Here is a 20269-nt window from a genome sequence, read left to right on the forward strand (position 1 = left end):
AAAAATAGATATGTTAAAAAATTTACAACTAACCTGTGCGTTAAGTATCTTTCTAGCAGGAAGCCTTAGCACATCCTTATATGCTCAAAACGTTCAGGATTCAACTGCAACCACTGTAACTGCTACTCCTAAAATAAAAAAAGGCATTGTAGTCAAAGGCATTGTTAAAGATGCCAAAACAAAAGCGGGATTATCAGGGATAAATGTAGTAGTTAAAGACTTTTCAGCAGCCATTACCAATGACGACGGTAGCTTTGAAATCAATGTTCCCGATTTACAAGCACTGTTGACTGTAAGCGGACAGGAATTTCAAACTAAAGTCTTCCCTCTTAAAAACAGAAATTCAGATTTAGAAATCTTTTTATACGAAGCGTATTATTCGCCAACTTACCAAATAGCCAATTTGCCTACCGGAGCAGAACTGCAATACGGAAGCACTAAAGCTGTAAATGTGGTTAATTTTAAAACTAACCAATGGTCAAGTCCTGTTAAAGAATCTGTTGGAGATTTTCTTCAGGGAAGAACTGCCGGACTTAACAGTATTAGAAGATCTGGTGTTCCAGGTTCTGGTGCTTATTTAAACCTGCGTGGTTTTACTTCTTTGTACGGAACAAATAAACCATTGATCATTGTAGACGGAATGATTTATGACGATGAAGATTACGGTTCCGGAATTATACAAAACAACACATCATCTCCTTTGGATAACATTGATGTTAAAGATATTGAAAACATCACCGTACTAAAAGACGACAGTGCTCTTTACGGAACCAAAGGTGCCAATGGTGTACTTATTATCAATACTACACGTCCAACAGAACTGACTACAAAAATTGACTTTACCATGTACGGAAGTGCCAACCAGACACCTGACCAATTGCCGGTTATGGGTGCAGATGCCTATCGTACACATATTTCGCAACTAGAAGCTACCCGTGGTCTTTCTCAGGATCAAATTGCGGCTCTTCCTTATATGAATGACAATCCATTGGTTCCGGGATATTATAAATATCATAACGAAACCAACTGGCAGGATAAAGTTTTCAAATCAAGTTTTAGCCAAAACTACTTCCTTAAAGTACGCGGAGGAGATGATATTGCAAAATATGGCTTATCAGTAGGTTATCTTAATAATCAGGGAATTGTAGAAAATACAGAATCAAAACGTTACAGTACCCGTTTAAACGCTGCTTTGCGTTTAACTGAAAAACTTTACGTAGATGCCAACATGTCTTTCATTAATAACCTTCAGGAACAAAGGGATCAGGGATTTGCTTACAAAACCAGCCCGATATATCTTTCCCTTACAAAGTCCCCATTTTTAGCAGCTAATGCTATAGATGACGAAGGAAATGCTTCTCCAAACCTGGCAGATACTGACGATTTTAATGTAAGTAATCCCAGAGCGATTTTAGAGAACGGAATTGGAACCAACAAAAACTACCGTTTCTTTGGAAACCTTAATTTTAAATATGTTATTAATAATGCCTGGAACGTAAATACTCTTTTCGGACTTACTTATAACAAAGAGCGTGAGATTTTCTTCATTCCTGATAAAGGAGTAGCCGATGTTATTCTGCCTACTGCCATAGCTAAAAACCGTTCAGGAAGTGAAGTTCAAATTTTAAACAGCCTTTACACAGACACATTTGCAAATTATTTTAAGAAGTTTAAAGACGACCAACAAGTAGAAGTCCGTTTTGGTTTTAGAACACAAAGCAATCATTCTGAAAGCGATTTAGGTCTTGGATACAATTCAGCTACAGATGACTTTACAAGTGTGGGAGCCGGATCTAACCTATTGCGCCAGGTTGGAGGAGCCTTAGGAGAATGGAACTGGCTTAATATGTATGCCAGTGCAAATTATAATTATCATAATAAATATTTCCTGACTACAAGTTATGCTGTTGACGGTTCAAGCCGTTTTGGAGATAAAGAGAATGGAAATAATAAATTCTCCCTTATGACTGCTATAACAGGAGCATGGATGGTTTCTGCAGAGAATTTTATGAAGAATTCAAAAACTATCGATTACTTAAAATTAAGAGGTACCATTAGCGAAAGCGGAAATGATGACATCGGAAACTTTACTGCCCAAAAATATTACGTTTCTCAAAACTTATTAGGTGTACAAGGCTTGGTAAGCGGTAATATTGGAAACCCGAACCTTCAATGGGAAACCGTTAAAAAAATGAATTTAGGAGCAGATTTAGGTTTATTTAACGAACGCATCAATCTTTCTATGGATTTTTACAGAAAGAAAACAGACGATATGATTGTTTATGAATCTGTAAGCAATGCTACAGGTTTCGACTATGTAGTTTCTAATAGTGGTGAAATGCAGACTTTAGGGGCTGAATTGTCTTTGAATAGCCGCGTTATAAGTTCTCCTGATTTTACTTTTGATTTTGGTTTAAATTTAGCTACTTACAAAAACAAAGTACAAGCCCTTCCAAATGGTGATATCCTTACTCAGTTTGGCGGAGCAACATATATTACATCTGTAGGCAATGATGCAAACTTATTCTATGGTTTACAGACAAATGGTGTTTATTCTACAACTGCAGAGGCTCAGGCTGATGGATATTCAAAACGCTTAAGCAATGGAGAATTAGTTCCTTTTGCAGGTGGTGATATGCGTTTTACAGATAAAAATGGTGATAAAGTTATAGATGATAAAGACCGTATGGTAATTGGTAATCCAAACCCGGATTTAACCGGAAGCTTTACAACAAATTTTACATATAAACGCTTTAGCCTTCAGGGACTATTCACTTTTTCTGCAGGAAACGATTTATATAACGGAGTACGTTATAATCTTGAGAAAATGAGCGGCTACGAGAATCAAAGTGTTGCTGTTTCAAATCGCTGGAGAGCTGAAGGACAACAAACTGATATTCCAAAAGCAGTTTGGGGAGACCCAATGGGAAATGCCAGTTTTTCAGACCGATGGATTGAAGATGGTTCTTATTTAAGACTTAAAACTTTAGTACTGGGATATGATTTTAATGTTGAAAAAATGAATTATATCAAAGCCATAAAAATTTATGCCACTGCAAATAACTTGTTTACGCTGACAAATTATTTGGGATATGATCCTGAATTTAGTGCTACCTCATCTATATTTGGTCAGGGAGCAGATGTTGGATTAGCCCCACAATTCACAAGTTTCCAATTAGGATTGCGTTTAGGGCTTTAATTATTTTACACTTAGAAGAAGATACAGATGATAACAATTACAAAAACAAAAAAAAGCATTCTATTAGGTATGATGGCGCTCACATTTGGCCTCAACTCCTGTTCTGATTATCTGGATGTACAGCCTGAGGATAAGCTTGTTGAAGAGCAAATGTACCGTAATATATATGATGCTGATGCTGCTGTAATAGGTGTTTATGGAAAATTTATGGCGCTTGCAGAGAAAAATATTATTTTGAATGAAATGCGGGCAGACCTAATGAGTACAACGCGAAATTCGACACCTTATCTAAAAGAAATTTCAGAACACAATGTTTCAGCAAATAACCCTTATGCAAATCCTAAAGATTTCTACGTGGTTATCCAAAACTGCAACAATGTGCTTAAAAATTTCGATATGATGCTCGAAAAAAAGCGATTTACTCAGGAGCAGTACAATGAACGATATTCTGATATTGGAGCAATCCGTAGCTGGGTATATTTACAATTGGGAATTCACTATGGTAGTGTTCCTTACATCACCGAATCAATTGAAAATATTGAAGATGCAAAAAACATTTCTAAATACCCGAGATTACCATTTGATCAATTATTAGACAAACTGATTTTATTCACGGAGAACCTACCTTACAAAGGTTTATACTCGGTAGGAAGTTCACTGGTAATTACTATTGATGGTTATAACACTGCAAAATTCTTTATTAACAAAGAATGTCTGCTAGGTGATTTACAGCTTTGGAAAGGAAATTATCAGGAAGCTGCTGCACACTACAAAAACGTTATGGAGACAGGAACCAGAGGCGGTACTGATACAGAATTATACAATACTTACAGAGTAAAGTTTGCAGAGGTTATTACTCACGATGATTTAGCTGTAGGTTACTTAAGATATTCTGAACAAGACGCTACAACTTTAATCAATAGCAATACACAAGGCTGGCGATCTATTTTTGCCAGAGACAGAGATCTATTATGGAATTCAGAATGGATCTGGTCTTTGCCTTTCGAAAATAATTTTGCACCTAAAAACCCATTTATTGCTTTATTCTCTAACAAAAATGGCGATTATTTGGTTAAACCATCCCAAAGTGCTATGGATTTATGGAACAGCCAGAAACAAAGCAATGACATTCCTTATGATGCTCGTGGTCAGAAATTTACTTACAATATCGTAAATGGAGACCCTGTAATTATGAAATACCTTTACAGTAGTGAAGCTGTAGCTTCAACAGGAGTTGCCAATACAAAAGGACAATGGTTTTTATACCGTGCAGCAAAATTACATCTTCGTTATGCAGAAGCAGCCAATAGGGATAACCAGCAAAAAGTTGCATATGCTATTTTAAATAATGGTATCAGAAGAGCTTACACTCCAAGTCCAGCACCTACAGACGTTACGGATGTTCAGCAAACTAAATTACCTTTCCCTTATGATTTTGATGCCCGTATGGGAGATTACCCTTCTTATAGAGGAAACTGGCATCGTAATGACGGAATCCGTGGCCGAGCTTTCATGAAATTTGTTGGGGCAGTTGGAGATGATGTAATAACAACCGAAAACAATATTATCCAGGAAGATGCTTTAGAGCTGGCATACGAAGGAAACCGTTGGGAAGATTTGGTACGTATTGCTTTACGAAGAAATGACCCTGCCTTTTTAGCTGATAAGATTTATGAAAAACTTAGCAAAGAAGGAAATGGTAAAGCAAGCGAAGTGCGTGCAAAATTGATGAATGTTAACAATTGGTATTTACCTTTTAACTGGTAACACTTTATAGAACAAAGAAATACCGCCACAACCTATTTTAAAAAAGACCTTAGAAGTAATTCGTTTTACTACTAAGGTTTTTTATTTTTCAGAAGCCAATCCGGCCATCCACTACATCTTTACCCGCTTAAAGAAAGCAGCAAAAGGATGCCGTTGCTGTCTTTACCAAACAGCTATTTTCAAAAAGAGATTTAATTGTAACCTATTCAATAGATTTTTGCAGGTAGAAAAAATAAAAATGCATTTTTACTTCCAACAGGCATTCAGGACAAAACACGTAAAATGTATAAAATAACTGGTTTTGAACTTACCAGTTCTGAAGAAACACAAGGATGGGATTTTTTTATGAACAACGGTATGATTTAAAATTTAAATAAAAAACAGCCTTCAAAATCAATTTGATTTTGAAGGCTGTTTTTTTAGAATACATTCTAAAAAGTCAGTGCCATATCATTCCAGACTTCTCCGCCATGAACAGATTGGGAAACTCCCAAATCAACAAATCCAAAACGCTGATAGTATTTAATTAAATGCGATTTGCAAGTCAGGATCACACCTTTTCTCCCTTCAATTTCTGCTTGTGCAATTAAATACTTCATCAACTTCCCTGCATAGCCCTGATTGCGATATTCTGGTGCTACGGCAATCCCAAAAATGCTTTGCCATTTACCATCCTTATCGTGCAGTGATGCTTCGTTAAACAATTCGTCACTAATCGTATTTTGATTCGTGACCATTCCGTTTACAAAACCAATTAACTTTCCCTCAGATTCCAGAAGCCAAAAATGTTCTGCATAAACTTTTATCCTATTAGAAAATGATTCTTTTGATGCAGCTTCATTAGGCGGAAAGCAAATATTTTCAATTTCACTAATAACATCAAGATCATTCAAAGTAGCATTTCTAAAAGTAATCATAGTTTTAAAATTTTAGTAAAATTAAACAAAGTCCTTTTTCCCTTTAAACAATAAACCTCCAAAATCTATCTGACTTTGGAGATTTTCTTTTTTTTTTTATTTAGAACACAAACCAATCCTTCACATCTTCTTCAATAGTTTCTCTGATCAAAAGATTATCAAACTCATTTGTTACCGGATTATATTGATACCCTTTTTGCCATTCTTCATAATTAAGCGCCACTTTTTGTATAGCTCTACAAATAAACAACAGTTCATCATCTTTCAATGTCGGATGAAGCGACACTCTTACCCATCCCGGTTTTTCAGTTAAGTTTTTCTGAAGGATTCCGTTTGTGATTTCTGTAGATTTCTCTTCGTTAATATTCAATAAATAATGTGCATACGTACTGGCACAAGACCAGCCTCCACGGACCTGGATTCCAAAACGGTCATTTAAAAGACGGACAATTAAATTATAATGAATGTTTTCTATTGTAAAAGAAACACAACCAATTCGCTCACTTTTTAAATCGCCCAAAATAGATAAACCATCAACTTTTTGAAGTTCCGAATAACAGAGCTTCAATAATTCTTTCTCCCTGTTTTGAATATTCCCCTCTCCCATCTGCTCTTTCAGTTGCAGACATAAAGCTGTTCGCATCACCTGAAGAAAACCGGGAGTTCCTCCATCTTCTTTTACTTCTATAGCATCGCTGTAATAATAACCACCCCAAGGATTTGTGCATTTTACATTTCCTCCTCCGGGATTATCAGGAAAATTGGATTTATATAATTTTTCATTAAAGACCAAAATACCGCAAGTTCCCGGACCACCTAAAAATTTGTGAGGCGAAAAGAAAATTGCATCCAATTGTTCTTCGGGATCTTTAGGATGCATATCGATTTTGACATAAGGTGCCGAAGCTGCAAAATCGACAAAACACAGACCGCCGTGCTGATGCATAATTTTTGCCAGTTCATGATACGGAGTAATAATTCCGGTAACGTTGGAACAGGCTGTAAAAGAACCTATTTTCAACGTTCGGTTTTCATATTTTTTAAGTTCTGATGCTAATATTTTTGGATCAACCAAGTTGTTTTCGCCTGCAGGTAAGACCACTACATCTGCGATCGTTTCGTACCACGGAACCTGATTCGAATGATGCTCCATATGCGTAATGAAAACTACCGGTCTTTCATCATCAAAATTCAGTTTTACATTGTAAATATTATCCGCAGACCGCAATCCCATGATACGCTGTAACTTGTTCAGCGCAGCTGTCATCCCGGTTCCTGTAGTAACCAAAACATCCGAATCTTTGGCGTTTACATGTTTTTTTATCAATTGTCTTGCATGCTGATAGGCATATGTAGATGCTTTACCTGTTTCACTGGAAAACGAGTGGGTATTGGCAATCATCGGACCTATTTTATTGAGCATAATATCCTCAATCGGAATGTACAATCTCCCGCTGGCAATCCAGTCAGCATAATACAATTTTTGTTTCCCGTAAACCGATTCAAAAGTATGGTTCACTCCAATTATATTTCCTCGAAACTCCGAAAAATATTGTTCTAATTCGGTTGTTTTTAAAGTAATTTCCATTTCGTTTATTATTTTAAAAGCATTTACTTTTTAAAGTTCTGTATTCCGGACTGGAGCCAGCTGTAATATGCTGTAATATCAGGATTGTAAGCAGAAGGTTCAGCAAGATTAGCGCTTTTATGATCTACAATTACATAAAAAGGCTGTGCATTGGCTTTATACGTTTTAATTTGAAGATCGCTCCATTTATTACCAATCGTTTTAATTTTTTTACCGGTAGTTTCAGAAACATATTGTTCGCTTTCCGGCAAGTCTTTTTTATCATCAACATATAATGAAATCAGGACTATATCATTTTTTAAAATACCTAAAACTTTTGGATCAGACCAAACCAGTTCTTCCATTTTTCGGCAGTTCACGCAGGCATATCCTGTAAAATCCAACAACACCGGTTTTCCTGCTTTTTTAGCGTATTCCATTCCTTTATCATAATCATGAAACGTAATGATATTATGTGGACCATATTCTGCGCCTTCAGGCAATGTTTCTTTATTAGCTGGTTCCGTGTTTCCTCCGCCAATTCCGTTTGGAGATTCGCTGTAATGCATTGCCGGTGGAAATCCGCTGATGAGTTTTAAAGGTGCTCCCCAAAGTCCCGGAATCAGGTAAATGGTAAAACTTAAAACAATCAACCCAAAACTTAATCTTCCGACCGAAATATGATTTAACGGAGAATCATGTGGCAGTGTAATTTTTCCGAATAAGTAAAATGCCAAAGCTCCGAAAACAGCAATCCAGATGGCAAGGAAAACTTCTCTTTCCAGCCAGTGCAATTGTAAAACCAAGTCGGCATTGGATAAAAATTTGAAAGCTAAAGCCAGTTCTAAAAATCCTAAAACTACTTTTACAGTATTGAGCCACCCGCCAGATCTTGGCAAAGCATTCAGCCAGCCCGGAAAAGCTGCAAATAATGAAAACGGAAGCGCAATAGCAATCGAGAATCCTAACATTCCGACAATTGGTGCAATTCCTCCTTTTGAAGCCGCTTCAACCAACAGCGTTCCCACAATTGGACCTGTACAGGAAAATGATACAATTGCCAAAGCCAGAGCCATGAAGAAAATCCCAATCAGTCCTCCCTTGTCTGCCTGCGAATCGACTTTATTTGCCAATGCATTTGGAAGCATAATTTCGAAAGCTCCTAAAAACGATATTGCAAAAACAACCAGTAAAACAAAAAATATCAGATTGAACCAGACATTTGTAGAAAGTGCATTTAATGAATCGGCACCAAAAATTGCGGTTACAATTGACCCCAATAAAACATAAATAACTACAATCGAGAACCCGTAAATCAGAGCATTTCTGATTCCCACAGCTTTAGTTTTACTCTGCTTCGTAAAATAACTTACCGTCATCGGAATCATCGGAAAAACACAAGGTGTCAGCAAAGCCGCAAAACCGGATAAAAATGCAATGATGAAAATGCTCAGAAATCCTCTTGACTCCTGCTTTTTAACCGGATCAGCAACTGCTTTTGAAACTGTTTTTTCTGCTTCAACAATTGTTTTATCTTCTGTCACTACAGTGTCATTTTTAGTTACGGCAGTTTCTTCAGCTGCAGCCACTTTCTTCACATTCGGAATCTTAAACGCTAATTCTTCAGAAGACGGAGGCAGGCAATTGCTGTCATCGCAAACCATGAATTCAACTTCGGCAGCGATATTTGAAACCTCATCTGAAGTGAATTTGATCTTTTGTGTAAAAAGCGCTTTATCTTCAAAATATTTAATTTTCATATCGAAAATTTTATCCTGAACCTCATGCCCTTTTTCTTCAGTCGTTTTTCCGATTAATTCGAAACTTTTCTTTGGATTTTTAAAGTTAAAAGCTGTTCTCGACGGACCTCCTTCTTCGATATATTGTCCGTATAAATGCCAGCCGGATTGTATTACGGCCTGAGCTTTCAAAACATATTCTTTGTCTGAGATTTTCTCTACAGACGTAGTCCATTTTACCGGATTGTACATTTGCCCAAACATGCCGGCACTAAGCAGCAGCATGAAGGTTATGATGCTATTTTTCATTGGATTTTTTGATTTGATATTTTAAAAAAAGAGCTGTCCGGAAACAGCTCTTTAGGCCTTTCAACAAAATAATTAACTAACCAGGATTTTGTAAAAATGAAAGACTACGTATGAAATTTATTTTAAAGGATTACCGTCTTTGTCTAGCGATCCAGATTTGATGATGATCATTTTGTCTAACTGAATGTATTTTTTAATCGCATCATTTACCTGTTGTAAAGTCACTTTCTCAATATCTTTCGGGTATTGGTCGATATAATTTGGCTCTAAACCTCTCTCAACAAAACCTAAAATCGTTCTTGCCATACCATTTGTGGTAGACATTCCAACTTTAAAACTTCCTATTAAATTGGTTTTCTTATTTTCTAATTCTGTTGCAGTAATACCGTCTTTTACCCATTTATTTACCTGAACCATTGTGGCATCCAGTCCTTTTTGAAATAATGACGGATTGAAAGAAGCATTCACCATCCAGAAACCGCCGGTTTGAATATTTCCTCCCATTCCAGATGAAATACTATATGTCAAACCATCATTATCACGAACAGTCTGCATCAAACGACCAGCAAAACCGGCCCCTAAAGTATAATTGGCAATGTAAAACGGAATATAATCTGCATCGGCTCTTTTTAAACCTGTATATTGTCCGATATACAATTCAGCACTTGGTTTTTCAGCAATGGTAACAACTTCTGTTTTTGCAGCTGCTTTTACGGCATCTTCAAATTTTAAAGTTTCGGAAACTCCGCCATTCCAGTTTTTAAATGATTTTTTCAAAGAAACATTCAGATTCGCTCCATCAGTATCGCCTACAATTACCAAATGCATCGATACAGGACCGAAATATTTTTTATGAAATGCTTTTACTTCTTCTAAAGTTGCATTTTTGATATTGGCTAAATCTTCTTCTACACTCAGGCTGTAATTTGGATTTCCTTTTGGATAAATCGCCTGAGACAAGGCAATATCTCCTCTTTCACCCGGATCATTCAGATTTTGCTGAACGTTTCCTGTGAATTGTTGTTTCACTTTCTCGAATTCTTTCTGGTCAAATAAAGGATTACGGATTTCTTCTGCCAATAAAGCAATTACCTGATCTAAATCTTTTTTAAGACATTTAAAACCAATATTTATTTTGGTTGTTGAAGCGCTTACATTTAAATTAACTCCTAACTTTTGAAGTTTTTCAGAGAATTTAAATTTATCATTCAGCGTAGTTCCTTTTGATAACATAGAAGCTGTTAAAGATGAAACCATCGGATTTTTAGTTTCATTGATAAAATTTCCTAATGAAATACTGGCAGCAACAGTAACAAAATCTTTAGCAGATGTTTTTACTGAAACCACATCAATTCCGGCTACTTTTTCTCTCTTGAAGGCCGAAGCAGTTTTTTCAGTTACACTTTCATCAAAAGTAATTTCTGCTGTATTATTTTCTACTGAAATTTCAGAAGGAGCCTCTTCATGTGAATGCCCTTCTTTCGGATGTCTGTAATAAAAAGGACCGTTTTCAGACATGAAATTATTGGCATGAGCCGCATCCTGATTTTGAGCTCCGGATTGTTTCGGAATAAAATACCCCGTTGTACTTTGGTCTTCCACCAAATATTTCTGAGCTACACGTAGAACGTCAGCAGGAGTTACTTTTTTCAATCGGTCTACTCCTGTTACGAAATCGGTCCAGTCACCTGAAGCAATGGCTTCATTTAATTCTGATGCAATAACACCTGACCCGTCACGGGCTAAAATAGTCTGTGCGCTGATTTTGGCCACCACACGGTTTACCTCATCCTGAGTCACACCTTCTTTCTGAATTTTAGCTACTACTTCACTAATTTTGGCATCAATATCTTCATGTTTTGATGATGTTGGAAAACCTACTCCGATTGTAAAAAGACCTACTTCTTTAAAATTTGTAGCACTGGCATAAGCGTAAATTCCCATACGGCTGTCCACAAAAGTTTTGTTTAAAATTGCCGATGGACCAGCGCCAATGATTTCACCTAAAATGTTCAAAGCAGGTAAATCTTCGTGCAGAGCGCCCGGAATTTTATACGCTTTATTCACAACACCCAATTCACCCGGTTTTTTAACCACAACTTTACGTGCACCGTATTGCTCAGGCTCTTCTGTGTAAGGCTGAGGCATTACGTGAGGCGCTTTTGTAATTTTACCGAAATATTTTTCGATTAATTCAAAAACATTTTCTTTTTTAAAATCACCAATAATGGTTAAAGTTGCATTATCAGGCCAATAATACGTATTGTAGAAATTCTTTAAAACCTCAATTGGAGCTTTTTCAATATCCGATTTCCATCCGATTGTTGAATGATGATACGGATGTGCAATATAAGCCGAAGCCCAGATTTCTTTGTCCAGTAAACTGTTCGGATCGTTTTCTCCACGTTCAAATTCGTTGCGGACAACGGTCATTTCTGCTTCCTTATCTTCTTTGGTCAATAAAGAATTGCGCATTCTGTCAGCTTCAATCTGAAGAGCCAATCCAATTTTGTCACTTGGCAGCGTTTCAAAATAATTGGTTCGGTCGTACCAGGTTGTCGCATTTAACTGTGCCCCTGTGTTTTGGAGTACATCTGTAATAGTTGTCCCGCTTTTTTTGTTGAAAGTCGGAGTCCCTTTAAACATTAAATGTTCTAAAAGATGCGTTGATCCCGTGTTGCCCAACACTTCATGTTTAGAACCAACACGATATACAATCTGTACCGTTGCAACTGGCGAAGCGTTGTCCTGCAAAAGCAAAATATTCATTCCGTTTGGCTGATACAAATATTCTTCGATTCCGCCTAACTCTTTTATTTTCTTAAAATTATCTGATTTGCCCTGCGCAGAAACAAGCGTGCAGAAAGCCAGTGAGCAATAGCCCAGAAAGATGTATTTTTTCATTTGTTTTGATATTTTTTTGAAGAAATTTATAATTCGCTATTTGGTTTAAACACATAGAATCATAGTTTTTGTAACCGTAAAAAGACTTTTCACTTATTCAAAAAAACATAGCTATGTGTTGAGAAATGTGTTTCTCTTTTATATCCTTTTTGAAAAGAAATAAATCTATGTTTCTATGTGTTTAATTTTGTTGAATTATAAATCAATTTAGTTTTTATGATTTACTGAAAATCTCTTTCAGTTTAGACTGAAGTTCAGCTTCTCTAAGGTTTTTAGCCACAATTTTTCCGTCTGGGCCAATCAGATAGTTTGTCGGTACTAATTTTACGCCGTACAAAACAGCAGCTTCGTTTTTCCAGCCTTTAAGATCTGAAACGTGCGTCCAGGTTAAACCGTCTTTTTCGATTGCTTTTTCCCAAAGATTCTTTTTATCATCTAATGAAACCCCCAAAACATCAAATCCTTTGTCGTGGTATGTTTTGTATGCCAAGACTACATTTGGGTTTTCTTTTCGGCATGGTCCACACCAACTTGCCCAAAAATCAACCAATACATATTTTCCTTTATAATCAGATAATTTTACCACTTTTCCGTTCACATCAGTTTGAGAAAATTGTGGCGCTGCAACTCCTACAGCTGTTTTATTATTGAGCTCGATTCCTTCTTTTATTTTTTTACCAAAATACGAGCCTTGCACCTCAGGAGTCAAAACCGCAAAATATTCAGTTACCTGTTCCGGAGTTCCGTAAGTTACCAGACGATCATCCAAAACCAAAGCTCCTGCAAGCTGATCTTTGTGTGATTTGATAAATTTAAAAGTCAGGTCGTCTGCCAGCACTTGCAAATCAGCGAAACGTTTGTCAATATCTTTTTGCTGTTCCGGTGATAATTTAACTTTTCCGTTTTGCGATAATGAATCCGAAAGCTTGTAAATAGGACCTGCAATATTCTGTACTTTTTTAAATTCGTTTTTATAGAATGAACCATAAATTGAATCCTGAATTGCTCCTGATAATTTTGCCATATAAACAGAATCTTTATGAGCAGTAAATTCAATAGTTTCATTAGCAAGTATAAAAACTTTACCGTATTCCTGTCCTTTTAGTTTAATACTGTATCGCAAAGGCTCTTCCACTTTTCCTGCAAAGCTAAATTTGCCGTCAACGATTTTTGCAGAATCTTTAACAACGGTTTGGTCACCATCAAGAAATTCTAAATAAATCATTCCGTCCTTTTGTCCCGGAATGTTTCCGTTAATCGTAAAACCTTCCTGTTTCGAGCAGGAGGTAATTGCGGCCGCAAGCGTTAAAGCTGCCAAACCCGATTTTAAGATTGTATTTTTCATGCTGCTATTTTTTTATTTAAAATTTCGATGTTTAAACACATAGAAACATAGATTTGAAGCTTTTAAAAAAGTCATTTCACTAATTTAAAAGACATATAGAATGCTCTAATGTGAGAGAAATAAATTTCTCTTTTTATTCTGACTTTCACATATAAAACTATGTTTCTATGTGGTTAAAAATTAGCTTTAAATTATTATGATTTCAATAATTCTTTTAATTTTTCTTCTAATGCGGCACCTCTCAAATTATCGCTGATAATAACACCTTTACTGTCTACTAAATAAGTTGCCGGAATTGCTTTTACATTAAACGATTTACTTACTTTATCATCGTCGTGCAAGTTTGGCCATTGCATATTTTCCTGTCCTAATGCTTTTTGCCATGCTTTTTCGTCTTTATCAATAGAAATGCTTAAAATTTCAAAACCTTTTGCTGCATATTCTGCATAAGCTGTTTTTAAATTTGGAATTTCTTTACGGCATGGTCCACACCATGAAGCCCAGAAATCAATCAGAATATATTTTTTCCCTTTTACAATGTCTTTTACATTGTATGGTTTTCCGTCTTTGTCTTTTAAATTGAAAGCGGCAACACTTGTCCCAATTAATGATTTTGGATTCAGATCTTTATCTGCAACTTGTCCGTAATAACTTTTTTTAGCAACGTCTGAAAACTGCTCATAAATTGGTTTTTGTTCCGGTGTAAAATAACTGTACTGAGTCATCATAAAAAATGGCCCCCACCAGGAATCTTTATGTTTTGTAATTACATCATTTGTTGTTTTTTCTACTTTAGTAAAAAATGCTTTTTCATCAGCCTCAAATTTTTTCCAAACCGGAAGATTTTGAAGAGAATCTGCTGTTTTTGTGTTTTTATCTTTTCTTGCAGCGCCTATTAATTTGCTCAATTCGTTTGACTCTTTGGTATGATAAGCAGTATAATCTTTCTCAAGTTCATCTCTGAAAGCAGTTTCCTTTTTATAATAATCATGTGATTTAGAACCTGTAACAGAGACGTCTTTAAAGCTTATATATTCTCCCTCCTGAGTTGAAACACTTCCCTGAGCGCTCACGCTTATTTTCGCATTTTCAGTCATTACGGCAATACTTCCTTTGTTTTTACCAAAAATGAGGTAGAAAAAACGTGGCTCATTTAATTTTCCTGTAAACGTAAATTTTCCGTCTTTAAGAATGGTCTTAGCAATTGGAGATTCTGATGAATGTGTTGCGCCCGGAACTAATTCTACTGCTGTTCCGTCTGCAAGACCTGTTATAGTCCCATCAATAGTATAAGACGTTGCGGCAGGGGCTGCTGTTTTTTTCTTTTGTGCCTGAGTATTGTTTGAAAAAACAAACAGACAGATACATAATCCTAATATTTTATATTTAATTGTATTCATTTTTGATTGATATTTTTAGAATAAAGCTCCCCTTTCGGAGATTCCTAATCAGGAAGCTTTGTTAAGTTAATTATTTAGGAACGTTTTGTGTTAATGTTCCATTCCCCGGATTACTGGTAGCTCCAAGTGGGAAAGGCATTGTCCACATATGTGATGTTGAAGACAAATTATAAGTAGTTCCTTCAGAAACTTTAGACAAACTAAACGGATAAGTTCCCTCTGCATTCAAACGACGCGCATCGGCAAATGGAATTAGCGTTAAGATAAGTTCGTTACGCTTTGTTTTGAAAATTGCATTTAAAGCGGTTGTCTTGTCTGCTGTCGAAATATCAGTATAATCAGCAGGAAGAATACGGGTTTTACGAACGGTGTTTAAAACAGTTAATGCATCTGTAATTTTATTATCACGAGCCAAACACTCTGCTTTGATTAAATATACTTCGACAGTTGTAATTCCTCCGAAATTATACATTCCAGACAATGTTGAATAGTAATAAGTATCGGCACCTACTGTTCTTAATTTCCAACGTGATTTAAAACGTACATCCCCCGTTTCAAAACGAGCAGCTCTGTCTACCGGAATACTTAATTCTCTTCCTAAAGAATAAGAAGAACCGTGTCTGAAAGTATAATTTTCGACATAATTATACCCCATCGGTGATGCTACCGTTGTATACGAATTAGGTGTGTCAATTAATGTTTTATTTGTATTATAAAAGGTAACCCAGTCGTACAATTTATTGTTTTCTGCCAAAGCTAAATCAGCATATTTTAAAGCTTCTGTATAATTATTCATTTGTAAATACACACGAGCCGAAAAAGCATAACCAGCTCCTAAATTTGGATGTAAAGCCGTTACGGAAACTTTTGGTAAATACGGAATAGCTTCGTTTACATCTTTTAAAATGAAATCATACATTTCCTGAATCGTTACCTGCTTGCTTGGAGCATTAATACTAGCACTGGTAATCAAGGGAACAGATAATTTAGATGCATTGGCTGTAGTATACGTATCTGCATAAAAATTGGTCAAATTAAAATAAGACATAGCACGCAACATTTTTGCCTGTGCCCAAAGAATTCTTTGATCCGCTTCAGTCGCTTCTGTGGTTGTTAAAGCATTTTCAATAATCAAATTAAAGGTTGAAATTCCAGCATAAGTTCTGTAATAGGTAGTTTCATCCGCCTGATTTAATTCTATACGATTGGCATTTTCATCCCAAAAATAATTAGCATTCGTCAATCTGTAGTAGGCCAGATTCGCAGCTGTTTGAAACCTATCGTTCATCAAGTTTAATGCTTGTTCAACATTCACCTGCTGGTTAGTATATTCATCTCTGATGAAAGCCTCATAATCTGCCAAAGTTGTAGGTGTTTTAGAACCTTTTGGCACATCATCTAAATAATCGTCACAAGAAGCAAAAGTGATTCCTAATGCTAAAACGCAAAGTATATTTTTATATAGATTTTTCATTGTATCTTCTTTTAAAATTAGAAATTAACATTTACACCCATTACAAAACTCGGCGATTGGAAACCGCCCAACATGTATTTAGCGTCTCTGCTTTTTGCCCAGGTGTATACGTTTTCAGCATTCAAATTAAAACGCACATTGTCTAAGTTTACTTTTCTGACTAACTCTTTTGGCATTTGATATCCCAGCGAAACATTACTTAATCTTACATTTGAAGCATCCAAAATATTAATGTCTGCATAACGATAAATATCACGTGAAGCACTGTTAAAATCAGATTCATACTCATAAACCACACGAGGAATATTAGTGAATGCCTCGTCCCCAGGTTGTTGCCAAGCATTTACAATGTCTTTATTTATCACAGTGATGTCTGCCACATAGCCTCCCATTGCACTATTATAATTATTATTTAACATTGGTAAAAAGGTATTTCTAACTTTATGGCCTAACTCATAAATGAATAAGGCAGATAAAGAGAAGTTTTTGTACGCAACTGAAGTATGGAAAGATCCTGTATGTGTAGGCACAGTAGAACCATAATCCTTAATAGCATCTAAATCTGCAGGATTATAAATTACAGTATTTCCAGAAGCATCATAAACCTGTGGTAAACCTGTACTGCTTAATCCCGCCCATTTGTATCCATAAATTGAGGTATAATTTTTACCAATTCTAGGATAAGCTGATGGGTAATCCAACTGTAAATAATATACTGGAGCTTTTACATTTACATAAGTTACTTCATTTTTATTATTCGCATACAAAACGGATGCGTCCCAATTAAATGAAGGTGTTTTTATAATAGATCCTCTTAAACTTACTTCAAAACCTTTGTTGGTCATTTCCCCATTGTTGATTTTGTAGGTAGAATACCCCCAACCTTCTGTTGGAATTCCGGTAGTACTCGCTAATAAATCTTCTCCTTTTTTGTTGTATACATCAAGAGTTCCGCCCAATCTGCTTTTGAATAATTCAAAATCTAAACCAATGTTGGTTGTAGTGGTTTTTTCCCATGATAACTCAGGATTTGGTCTTGAATTTACTCCACCATACATACCTCCAACATTGGTATTCGCATAATAATAAGCTGTTAGATATGGTGCCGAATCTTTGGCTACGTTACCACCAATACCATATGAACCACGAAGTTTTAAGGCATCAACCCAGGAAACTTTAAAAAACGATTCTTTATCAATATTCCATCCTGCACCCGCAGACCAAGTTGGTTTGTTTTGGTATTTATTATCGGTTCCCCAAAGGTTTGAACGATCCCAACGCAAACTTCCTGTAAATGAGTATTTCGCATCATAAACATATCCAGCTGTACTATAAAATGATACATAGCGGTTTTGAAATTCCTTTTCGGCAGAAAAATCATTTTGAGTCATATAACCACTAAATACACTTCCGTAAACTCCCAGCAGACTAGCTTGGTTTACCGGTGTAAAAGACAATGTTTGCTCATCCCAACCATAACGGGTATCGTCTCTGTATTCGGCTTTATTATGACGGATTTCCATACCTGCAATAGCAGATACATCATGTTTATCATTAAAAGTCTGTCCAAAATTTAACTGCTGACGGAAATTGTAAGCATTCGTAAATTGATTGGTTTCTTTTAAAATATCACCATAAGGCAAGTTATAGACTGCTTTATTGCTAGCAATCGTTACCATTCCGTTTACTTGGCTTCTAACGCTGAACGATTCTTTTTCTCTTAAATAATTGGTACGATCTACACCATATTCATATTGAAACATTGCGTTATAGGTAAACGCTTTGCTAAACTTTACATTGAATTTGGCAAACGTTCTGTTCATGAAACTTTTAGTCTCGCTTACATTTCGTCCCAACTCTTCCATTGGTGTGATGTCCATATTATACAAACCATAGTTTTGTATAGATTGCAAAGTAAAATTATTATAACGAGAAGCTGCTGTAGAGGTAAAATAAGAACCATCATTATTAACCAACTGGTTATAAGGCTGAATCTTAAATCCTGGACTTAGTGCATTGTAATTTTGCAGATCTCCTTTACCGAAGTTGATATATGTTCCCAAATCTACAGACAGCCAACTGTTAATTTGTGTTGAGTTTTTTAAGTTAATACCAACTGTTTCGTTTTCAGAATAAATATCTTCTAATTTATTGTTCTTATAAGTTAAGGATGCATTAAAACTATTGCTTTCAGATGCTTTGCCTAAACTCAGGTTGTGCTGTGTAAAGAATTGATCACGTTTAGCATATCTTGCGACATCATCATAATATTTATATCCCAGAGATGCCAATTGGTTCAATTGATTGTTTGCATCTGTCTGCGAAATAGCTCCAGTATAGCCTCTCAAAATAGTATTCATTCCAAGACTTGTAAAAGCAGCATTGTTTAATAATGATTGTGCATAAGTGCCTGCATTTATCCCTTGTAAATTAGGATTTCCGGCAGCCCAGCCTCTTTCTAAAGCTATGATGTCTGCAGAATTCGTTAAATTATCAGTATAATTTCTGTAAGGTGTAATCGTTAAGTTACTTGAAAAAGAAATATTTGTTCTTCCGGCTTTAGCTTTTTTCGTGGTAATTACTACGACTCCATTGGCAGCACGTGCACCATAAATAGATGAAGCTGCTGCATCTTTTAGAACCGTAATGGTTTCAATATCTTCTAAATTCAGATTAGGTAAATTTTCTTCCAATGCAAAATACTGGTTGTATTTTGTGCCTTCTACCGGAAAACCGTCAATTACGTACAAAGGAGTTGTCAAACCGTTCATAGAAGTTGTACCACGAATTTTTCCGTCCTGATACCCTACAATACGTCCTTCTAAAATTGAATTTAAACTGCTTAAACGCTGCTCCTGAAAATCCTTTGCTTTTAAATTTGAATAAGCACCTGTTGCTTTTTCTGCTGTAATATTTTGATATCCTGTAGTCAAAACTACTCCTTCTAATTCCTGAACATCTTCTTTCAATACAACATTGATAACACTTCTTCCTTCAACTTTTATTTCCTGTCTTACATATCCTAAATAAGCAAAAGCTAATGTAGTTTGACTGTTTGTCGCTATAATTTGATATTCTCCGTTAAAATCAGTCATAACACCTCTTCCTGAACCATTATCAGAAACCGCTGCTCCAGCCAAAGGCATTCCTTTTGAATCAGTTACTCTACCTTTTACGATAAAATCCACTTCAGCTTTTGGTTTTTCGACCGGTGCTTTTTTAGGAGTTAAAACAATATGTGAACCGCTCACTTTAAAATCGGTACCTGAATCTTTAAAAATGGTATTCAGGATTGTTTCAATAGATGCATTGGTTAGGTTAACATCTATTTTACGATTTAAATCAACCGATCTTACATTGTACACAAATCTGTAATCACTTGTATATTCAAGCTTTTCAATTGCTTTTCCAACGGTCATGTTGCTCGCACTGAAAGAAAGTCTGGCCTTTTGAGAATAGGTCACACCCGCCTGCATAACAGATAAAGTGGTTAATAATAATAATGTAGTCAATTTCATCTTCAAATCAAATTTCAAAAAAGGCTTGTCGAACCTGATTTTGTTCAATAGTTTTTTCATACTTTTAAAATGTTTTTTAATGTTGGTTGGTTAATTAACTGACCGCATTCCTATACCGGGAAATGTTGGC

Annotated in this window: 10 protein-coding genes; 2 read left to right on the top strand and 8 right to left on the bottom strand. The window is 35.8% G+C overall.

Going from position 1 to position 20269, the window contains the following annotated elements; genetic code table 11:
- Positions 1-10 precede the first annotated feature (10 nt).
- Positions 11-3199: a SusC/RagA family TonB-linked outer membrane protein gene (locus tag GWR14_RS08105; RefSeq protein ID WP_163408532.1), complete on the top strand. Its 3189-nt coding sequence runs from the start codon at positions 11-13 to the stop codon at positions 3197-3199.
- A 27-nt stretch (positions 3200-3226) separates the two neighbouring features.
- Positions 3227-4966 carry a RagB/SusD family nutrient uptake outer membrane protein gene (locus GWR14_RS08110; RefSeq protein ID WP_163408533.1) on the top strand — a complete coding sequence of 580 codons (1740 nt, stop codon included), beginning with the start codon at positions 3227-3229 and terminating at the stop codon, positions 4964-4966.
- Positions 4967-5397: 431 nt separating this feature from the next.
- Here GWR14_RS08110 and GWR14_RS08115 read toward each other — a convergent pair whose 3' ends face one another.
- The 8 genes from GWR14_RS08115 to GWR14_RS08150 form a co-directional block, all read right to left on the bottom strand.
- Positions 5398-5883 carry a GNAT family N-acetyltransferase gene (locus tag GWR14_RS08115; protein WP_246236305.1) on the bottom strand — a complete coding sequence of 162 codons (486 nt, stop codon included), beginning with the start codon at positions 5881-5883 and terminating at the stop codon, positions 5398-5400.
- A gap of 100 nt (positions 5884-5983) precedes the next feature.
- Entirely contained in the window at positions 5984-7471 is a 1488-nt protein-coding gene (locus GWR14_RS08120; protein ID WP_163408534.1) for an aminotransferase class V-fold PLP-dependent enzyme, read from the bottom strand.
- A 23-nt stretch (positions 7472-7494) separates the two neighbouring features.
- Entirely contained in the window at positions 7495-9498 is a 2004-nt protein-coding gene (locus GWR14_RS08125) for a protein-disulfide reductase DsbD family protein (protein WP_163408535.1), read from the bottom strand.
- A gap of 117 nt (positions 9499-9615) precedes the next feature.
- Positions 9616-12402 carry a M16 family metallopeptidase gene (locus GWR14_RS08130; protein WP_163408536.1) on the bottom strand — a complete coding sequence of 929 codons (2787 nt, stop codon included), beginning with the start codon at positions 12400-12402 and terminating at the stop codon, positions 9616-9618.
- Positions 12403-12616: 214 nt separating this feature from the next.
- On the bottom strand, positions 12617-13747 hold the full coding sequence (locus GWR14_RS08135) for a TlpA disulfide reductase family protein (RefSeq protein WP_163408537.1): 1131 nt from the start codon (positions 13745-13747) through the stop codon (positions 12617-12619).
- Between the two features lie 194 nt (positions 13748-13941).
- Positions 13942-15147: a TlpA disulfide reductase family protein gene (locus GWR14_RS08140; protein WP_163408538.1), complete on the bottom strand. Its 1206-nt coding sequence runs from the start codon at positions 15145-15147 to the stop codon at positions 13942-13944.
- 70 nt (positions 15148-15217) lie between these two features.
- Positions 15218-16621, bottom strand: a complete 1404-nt coding sequence (locus tag GWR14_RS08145) for a RagB/SusD family nutrient uptake outer membrane protein (RefSeq protein WP_163408539.1) — start codon at positions 16619-16621, stop codon at positions 15218-15220.
- Between the two features lie 17 nt (positions 16622-16638).
- Positions 16639-20199 (bottom strand): SusC/RagA family TonB-linked outer membrane protein, encoded by a 3561-nt coding sequence (locus GWR14_RS08150; RefSeq protein ID WP_163408540.1) that lies wholly within the window; start codon positions 20197-20199, stop codon positions 16639-16641.
- Between the last annotated feature and the right edge of the window lie 70 nt (positions 20200-20269).

Origin of the sequence: Flavobacterium ajazii, from assembly GCF_010614725.1 — a bacterium.
Lineage (GTDB): Bacteria > Bacteroidota > Bacteroidia > Flavobacteriales > Flavobacteriaceae > Flavobacterium > Flavobacterium ajazii.

Excerpts from the sequence above, each read along its gene's own strand:
- GWR14_RS08145 (WP_163408539.1), bottom strand. The coding sequence starts at position 16,621 with ATGAAAAATCTATATAAAAATATACTTTGCGTTTTAGCATTAGGAATC.
- GWR14_RS08140 (WP_163408538.1), bottom strand. The coding sequence starts at position 15,147 with ATGAATACAATTAAATATAAAATATTAGGATTATGTATCTGTCTGTTT.
- GWR14_RS08115 (WP_246236305.1), bottom strand. The coding sequence starts at position 5,883 with ATGATTACTTTTAGAAATGCTACTTTGAATGATCTTGATGTTATTAGT.
- GWR14_RS08135 (WP_163408537.1), bottom strand. The coding sequence starts at position 13,747 with ATGAAAAATACAATCTTAAAATCGGGTTTGGCAGCTTTAACGCTTGCG.
- GWR14_RS08110 (WP_163408533.1), top strand. The coding sequence starts at position 3,227 with ATGATAACAATTACAAAAACAAAAAAAAGCATTCTATTAGGTATGATG.
- GWR14_RS08105 (WP_163408532.1), top strand. The coding sequence starts at position 11 with ATGTTAAAAAATTTACAACTAACCTGTGCGTTAAGTATCTTTCTAGCA.
- GWR14_RS08125 (WP_163408535.1), bottom strand. The coding sequence starts at position 9,498 with ATGAAAAATAGCATCATAACCTTCATGCTGCTGCTTAGTGCCGGCATG.
- GWR14_RS08150 (WP_163408540.1), bottom strand. The coding sequence starts at position 20,199 with ATGAAAAAACTATTGAACAAAATCAGGTTCGACAAGCCTTTTTTGAAA.
- GWR14_RS08120 (WP_163408534.1), bottom strand. The coding sequence starts at position 7,471 with ATGGAAATTACTTTAAAAACAACCGAATTAGAACAATATTTTTCGGAG.
- GWR14_RS08130 (WP_163408536.1), bottom strand. The coding sequence starts at position 12,402 with ATGAAAAAATACATCTTTCTGGGCTATTGCTCACTGGCTTTCTGCACG.